The following is a 6,691-nucleotide window of genomic DNA, read 5'->3' on the forward strand; positions in this document are numbered from 1 at the left end:
ACATAGGATTTATTTTCACTGTGCCGTTATTCAGTATATTAAAGCCGGAATTTTAAAAGTGTGTATGAAGCCCAGTATAATCATTTTAGCATTTTTTGTGTCAGCCAATGTGCTGGCCCAGCCTGCCAGGCAGGTAAATGAACGCCCTAAACTTGTGGTAGGCATTGTAGTTGACCAGATGCGCCAGGAATATCTGTACCGTTTCTATAATAAGTTCGGTAACGGAGGTTTCAAAAAGCTGATGAACGACGGCTTCATGGTGAAGAATGCACATTATAACTATGCCCCTACCGTAACAGGTCCGGGCCATGCTTCCGTCTATACAGGCTCCACGCCTGCCTACCATGGCATTATCAGCAATGAATGGTACGACAAAAGCCTGAAAAAAGAAGTGAACTGTGTGAACGACCCCACGCAAAAAGTAGTGGGTAGCCCCGAAGGCAAAGGCGACATCTCGCCATGGCGTTTGCTCACCACCACGGTGACAGACGAGCTCAAGCTGTTCACGCAGAAACGTGCAAAAGTAGTTGGCGTCTCTATTAAAGACAGGGGTGCTGTATTGCCGGCGGGTCACATGGCAGACGCAGCATACTGGTATGACAGCAAAACGGGAACGTTCGTGAGCAGCACCTGGTACATGAGCCAGCTTCCGCAATGGGTGGAGAAGTTTAACGCGTTAGGGCTACCCGATAAATACCTTTCGCAGGAATGGAAGACCTTGTACCCGATCGAGCAATATGTGGAAAGTGGTGCTGATGATACCCCGTACGAGAACAAGCTGGGCGGCAAAGACAAACCCACATTCCCTTATAACCTGAAAGAGCTTCGTGCCAAAAGTGGTGGATATGACCTGCTGGTGAACGTGCCTTTTGCCAATGATTTCCTTGTTGAAATGGCGAAGGCTGCCATCGATGGCGAGAAGATGGGTCAGGACGAGATAACGGACTTTTTAACCATCTCGTTTTCACAACCCGATATTCTCGGGCACGGTGTGGGGCCCAATGCCGTGGAGATCGAAGACACTTACCTTCGCCTCGACAAGAGTCTTGAAGAGCTGTTGAAGAACCTCGATTCAAAAGTAGGTGCCGGAAAATATACGGTGTTCCTTTCTGCAGATCATGCTGTGGCCGATGTAGCCCAATACCTGAAAGACAACAAGGTTCCTGCAGGTTACTTCAGCGCCTCTAACATGAAGGCAACACTGAACGACTTCCTGAAAAAATATTTCCCCGGCAAAGACGTGATCGAGTATGTTGACGGAGAGCAGATCTTTTTCAATCATGACGCCTTCCAGAACGATCCCAAAGCATCGGGTGTGGAGCTGATGGTGGCCGCCGAGCTGGTGGTGAATTTCCTGATGACACAGGAGGGAGTTGCCAACGCTTACGCCGAGAACGTGCTGCGGCAGGGGAGATATGATGAGGCCGGCGTGAAGGGTATGGTGATCAGGGGACATCACGCCAAGCGCTCAGGCGACGTGGTGGTGGTGCTGGAATCAGGATGGTATGGCGCAGGCCGTGTGCAGGGAACCACACATGGCTCTCCGTATACGTATGATACCAATGTGCCGATGTTGTTCTATGGATTTGGTGTGCGTAAAGGATCTTCCGTCAGGTATCATCCCATCACGGATATCGCGCCCACGATCTCGTCTATCCTTCATATCAAATTCCCCAGTGGTTGCACAGGTCAGCCTGTAGCGGAATTGTTCGAGGACTAGTTTTTCAACTCGTGTAAAAAAGTGGCTTGTTTTATCACGAAATCCTTATCTTCAAAAATTATTTAGATCAGGATTTTCATGAGCGAAACAAAATTTAAGCCCGTATTGGGTCTTTGGGATGCAACCATGATCGTGGCAGGTTCCATGATCGGCTCCGGAATTTTTATCGTAGGCGCAGACATCGTTCGCAACGTCGGAAGCTCCGGCTGGCTTATCGGTGTCTGGCTGATCACAGGGTTCATGACCATTACCGCGGCCGTGAGCTACGGTGAGTTGAGTGGTATGTTTCCCAAAGCCGGGGGCCAGTATGTTTACCTCAAGGAATCCTACAATTCACTGATCGCTTTTTTATACGGATGGAGCTTCTTCGCCGTGATCCAGACCGGAACCATCGCGGCGGTGGGCGTGGCCTTCTCGAAGTTCACGGCGTACCTGATCCCGGGTGTGAGTGAAGACCTCGTGCTGCTCGACCTGGGCTTCCTGACCATATCGCCAGCGCAGGTGCTCTCCATCGCCACTATTGTATTGCTTACCTACATCAATAGCCGGGGCGTTGAAGGCGGCAAGGCCATTCAGACCACGCTGACCGTAACCAAACTGGTCAGTCTCTTCGGGCTCATCATCGCAGGACTGATCATGATGAATCCTGATGTGTGGAGCGCCAACTGGACCAACGCATGGGATCTGCATAAGCTGAATGTTGACGGATCCATAGAAACGTATACCACCATCGCGGCCATTGGTGCTATCGCCGCAGCCATGGTAGGCTCCATCTTCAGCAGCGATGCCTGGAACAACGTGACCTTCATTGCCGGAGAGATCAAGAATCCGCAGCGCAACATCGGCCTGGCCCTGTTCCTCGGTACGCTGATCGTAACCATCATTTATGTAACGGCCAACCTGATGTACACCGCGGTGTTGCCTTTGAACGAGATCGCTACCGCTGAAAAAGACAGGGTTGCCGTGGCGGCATCACATGTAATTTTTGGCAACATCGGTACGTTCATCATCGCCGTGATGATCATGATCTCAACGTTCGGATGTAACAACGGTCTTATCCTGGCCGGCGCCCGGGTGTATTATACCATGGCCAAAGACGGGTTGTTCTTCAAGCAGGCGGGTCAGCTCAACCGTTTTGCAGTGCCCCAGTGGGCCTTGTGGTTCCAGTGTGTGCTGGCCTCACTCTGGTGTCTCAGCGGAAAGTATGGCGACCTGCTCGATATGGTCTCTTTTGTGGTAGTGCTCTTCTATATGCTTACCATCATCGGCATCTTCATCCTGCGCAAGCAGCGCCCTGAAGCACCGCGTCCGTACAAAGCGTTTGGTTATCCGGTGCTTCCGCTGGTGTATATCCTGATGGGATTGACCTTCTGCACACTGCTGATCGTGTATAAGCCCAAGTTCACCTGGCCAGGACTGATCATTACCCTTATCGGTATCCCGATCTATTATCTGGCCATGCAAAAGAAGAAGCAGAAGGATTAAGAGTCCACAGACCACTGTCCACGGTCCACAGCAATGCGCGATAACGTAACCGATCGTACTTCGTACCTCGTAAATCGTACCTTCAACCCTACCTACTGTGGACCGTCGACCGTCGTCTGTGGACCGGTTTACTTCGCAGCCTGCACCAGGATCTGCTCCGATAAGAGTTTGATGCCTTCGATGAAGCTGTGTGGTTCGTAACCAAGCTCCTTGCGTGCCTTGTCGATGATGAACCCTGTTTTCAAAGGGCGGCGCGCAGGTTGTGTGAATGTGTTCGAGTCTACGGCGGTGATCAGGCTTTTGTCCAAACCAAAAAAATCTGCCGTTTTGATGGCAATGTCGTACGGTGAGAGGAAGTCCTTTCCTGAGATGTTGTATACGCCCTTGGCTCTCTTTTTCGCTGCCAGGTAACAACCCATGGCAAGGTCTTCGGCCAGCGTAGGCGTGCGCCACTGGTCGTTGACAACCTTGATCGTTTTTCCTTTTTCAAGATTATCTTTCACCCACAGCACGATGTTGGAGCGACTCATATCGTTGGTGATCCCATACACCAGCACCGTTCTCAGGATGGACCAGCTAAGACCGCTGTTCATCACCACCGTTTCGGCGGCCAGTTTGCTCTCGCCATAAAAATTCACGGGTCTGGGCTGCGCCTGTTCATCGAGGGGGCCATGGCTTCCATCGAAAATGAAATCAGTTGAAATATGAATGAAGTGGGCGTTCACGGCCCGTGATGCACTGACCAGGTTCTCCACAGACGTTACATTGGCAAGCCAGCATGCATCCCGGTCGGTTTCACACTGATCTACCATGGTCATGGCGGCGGTGTTGATCACCACGTCGGGTTTGAAGGCATTGAACACGGTGTCTACGGCGTCGGCGTCCGTGATGTCCATCGGCTTGAAAACAGAATCGAGGCCGGGAAGCACCGTTTTGCCACGCGAAGTGAAACAAGGTGTAATGGTCTTGTCATTCAGCAAGACAGGCGTGAGCTTCTGGCCAAGTAATCCGTTCGATCCTGTTACAAGAATTTTCATTCAGTTCTTATTTTTCATCCGGATACGTGTATCCGTATAGTTTTTTGATCTTCGCCTTCGACATTTCTTCGACGGTAACCGTCATGCGAATGTCTTCCGTAGGCCTGTCGGCGCCGTCTTTGGGCTGTGCCGCGATCTTGTCTACAACATCAAGTCCTTTGATCACCTTCCCAAATACGGTGTACGCGCCGTCGAGCATGGGGGTGCCGCCTACTGTGGTGTAAGCCTTCACCAGCTCGGGCGAAAGATCCTTCTCCAATTTTATGCCCAGCTGGGTCTCAACCACAGGTTTCAGGCTCACGATGTAAGCTTCATAGGCTTTCTGATCTCCCGCCTGGTAAAGTTTGGCGATGCTGTCATAATACACCCTGTTCTCGGGCTTCTGAAAAAATTGCTGCAGCGCCATGCCGAATTTCTGCTGGTCGATGCGCAGCTCCATCTCATCGTATTTTTTTCCCTGAACGATATAGAACTGGCTTCCGCTGCTGGCTTTGGCAGGGTTCATCTGATCGCCAAGACGGGCTGCTGACAACGCGCCTTTCTCATGGAAGAACTTGGGATTGAACTCGGCATCGATGGTATAACCAGGGCCACCATTGCCCAGGCGCTGACCCGCTTTCGCTTTTTTCGATTCCGGATCACCACCCTGGATCATAAAACCTTCGATGATGCGGTGAAAGAGCAGGCTGTCGAAGTAATGTTCCCTGGCCAGTTTAATGAAGTTCTCCTTGTGCTTGGGTGTTTCATCGTACAGGATCGCCACCATGTCGCCGAATTTTGTTTTAATGGTCACAACGTGATCCTTTTTTTGCGCACAACCTGTGAGTACGGCAAAAACAAAACAGGCGGCAATGAGCAATTGTCTTTTCTTCATAAAATATTATACCAATAAGGCTGTAAATTTAACGATTCTTGGAATAAGGCACGGGGCTTATCATTCAGTGATTTGACTTCAGGCTTTGATGGCGGTCTTGATCGTCTGGAGGATGTCGGCGCCTCCGTTGGCCAGCACCTCGTTGGCAATACCTTTGCCTAATTCCTTTCCTTCTTCCGGCGATGAAGAGCGTTTCACTTTCACCACTTGTTTGCCATCGAGGGAAATGATGCCTGCTTTTAGCGTGAGCATGTTGCCTTCCATCCACGCATAACCGAACGAGGGAATGCTGCAGCCCCCTTCCAGGGTTTTGAGAAAAGCCCGCTCGGCGCGGATACAATCTTCCGTCTGTACATGATTCACCCAGCGCTCGATCACCTCTTTTTTATCGAAGCTCAGTTTTTTATGGCACTCAATGGCAATACTTCCCTGGCCTACCGGTGGAACAAAGTAACTGGTTTCAATCTGCTCCATGATAAGGTTGTCGTATCCCATGCGGTGAACACCTGCGTAAGCGAGGATCAGCGCGTCGCATTGACCCGCGTTGAGCTTTTCGATGCGTGTCTGCAGGTTTCCGCGGATGGAAACAGCTTCGGCCTGGGGATAAAAATGCCGGAGAAACGCCACGCGACGGGTAGACGATGTACCGATCCGGATGCCTTCGTTCTTCAGGCTGAATCCCTTTTTGGTGGTGAGCACCACATCGTTTGCCGGCTCCCGCTCCGTGAACGCGATCAGCTCAAGTTCATCGGCCAGCGAAGATGACAGGTCTTTGGCGCTGTGCACGGCAATATCGATGGAGCCATCCAGGAGCTTCTCTTCGATCTCTTCCGTAAAAACACCTTTGCTGCCGATCTTGGCGATCGACACATTCAGGATCTTGTCTCCCCGTGTTTCGATCGGGACGATCTCCGTCTGGTAGCCCGAAGGTTTGATCAGATCTGCTACATGGTTCGCCTGCCATAAAGCAAGCTTGCTGCCCCTTGTCCCGATACGAATGATCTTGTTCATGATATTAGGCGTTGGTTGATCTTTATAAATTACTTCACGTGAGTATCCACACCGTTATGGATTGAGGGTCTTGGCCAGCTTCAGCGAGAGGTCCAGGAAGATCATCTTGGCGCTGCCGTTGCGCTCCAGGTGATAGCTGGCATCGTTCAGCAGCGTAAAAGACCGTTCTACTTTTTCAACGTTCATCACCTTGCTGAAATCCTGAATGAACTTAAGCTCCTCTCCACGCGCACGGTTGATGGTTCCTGCGCCTGAAGTGAAGAGCAATGTTTCGCGCATCATGTTCATGCTGTAAGCCATCAGGTTGCGCTGGCTGAGCTTATCCAGCCCATGGTAATCATCGGCCATAGTCACCAGGGCACCGTAGCTCTTTTTGAAACAGGCCCGCATCCATTCTGTGAAGCGCTGCGTGTTGTTGTCTTCTTCGTTTTCGAGCAGCTTCAGCGCCATGTTCGGGCTGCCGTCGGCCAGCTGCACGATCTTGCGCGCACGGTTGTCGTCTATCGCGCGATTGTTCTTTAACCAGGCCTCCACGTCTTCGGCGTTCAGCAGCGGCCCCGTAAG

5 protein-coding genes and 1 pseudogene are annotated in these 6,691 nt (G+C 51.3%); 2 read left to right on the forward strand and 4 right to left on the reverse strand.

The features are described from left to right. Positions 1-64: 64 nt before the first annotated feature. Together pafA and KK083_RS19920 are read left to right on the forward strand one after the other, a co-directional pair. On the forward strand, positions 65-1,720 hold the full coding sequence (gene pafA / locus KK083_RS19915) for an alkaline phosphatase PafA (protein ID WP_254166815.1): 1,656 nt from the start codon (positions 65-67) through the stop codon (positions 1,718-1,720). 78 nt (positions 1,721-1,798) lie between these two features. Beyond that, on the forward strand, positions 1,799-3,205 hold the full coding sequence (locus tag KK083_RS19920; RefSeq protein ID WP_254166821.1) for an APC family permease: 1,407 nt from the start codon (positions 1,799-1,801) through the stop codon (positions 3,203-3,205). Between the two features lie 128 nt (positions 3,206-3,333). On the opposite strand, the gene KK083_RS19925 is transcribed toward KK083_RS19920, so the two are convergent. The 4 genes and pseudogenes from KK083_RS19925 to KK083_RS19940 form a co-directional block, all read right to left on the reverse strand. Then, positions 3,334-4,242, reverse strand: coding sequence for an SDR family oxidoreductase (locus tag KK083_RS19925; RefSeq protein ID WP_254166822.1), 909 nt, complete (start codon positions 4,240-4,242; stop codon positions 3,334-3,336). Between the two features lie 7 nt (positions 4,243-4,249). Further along, on the reverse strand, positions 4,250-5,116 hold the full coding sequence (locus KK083_RS19930; RefSeq protein WP_254166823.1) for a peptidylprolyl isomerase: 867 nt from the start codon (positions 5,114-5,116) through the stop codon (positions 4,250-4,252). A 78-nt stretch (positions 5,117-5,194) separates the two neighbouring features. Further along, positions 5,195-6,127, reverse strand: a complete 933-nt coding sequence (hemC, locus tag KK083_RS19935) for a hydroxymethylbilane synthase (protein ID WP_254166830.1) — start codon at positions 6,125-6,127, stop codon at positions 5,195-5,197. A 54-nt stretch (positions 6,128-6,181) separates the two neighbouring features. Further along, positions 6,182-6,691: pseudogene (locus tag KK083_RS19940) on the reverse strand (DNA polymerase III subunit delta); the annotation flags it as partial.

Source organism: Chryseosolibacter histidinae, assembly GCF_018598225.1.
Lineage (GTDB): Bacteria > Bacteroidota > Bacteroidia > Cytophagales > Cyclobacteriaceae > Chryseosolibacter > Chryseosolibacter histidini.

Bases quoted from the DNA above. Each gene is read 5' to 3' on its own strand.
- KK083_RS19925 (WP_254166822.1), bottom strand. From the start codon at position 4,242: ATGAAAATTCTTGTAACAGGATCGAACGGATTACTTGGCCAGAAGCTC.
- pafA (WP_254166815.1), top strand. From the start codon at position 65: ATGAAGCCCAGTATAATCATTTTAGCATTTTTTGTGTCAGCCAATGTG.
- hemC (WP_254166830.1), bottom strand. From the start codon at position 6,127: ATGAACAAGATCATTCGTATCGGGACAAGGGGCAGCAAGCTTGCTTTA.
- KK083_RS19930 (WP_254166823.1), bottom strand. From the start codon at position 5,116: ATGAAGAAAAGACAATTGCTCATTGCCGCCTGTTTTGTTTTTGCCGTA.
- KK083_RS19920 (WP_254166821.1), top strand. From the start codon at position 1,799: ATGAGCGAAACAAAATTTAAGCCCGTATTGGGTCTTTGGGATGCAACC.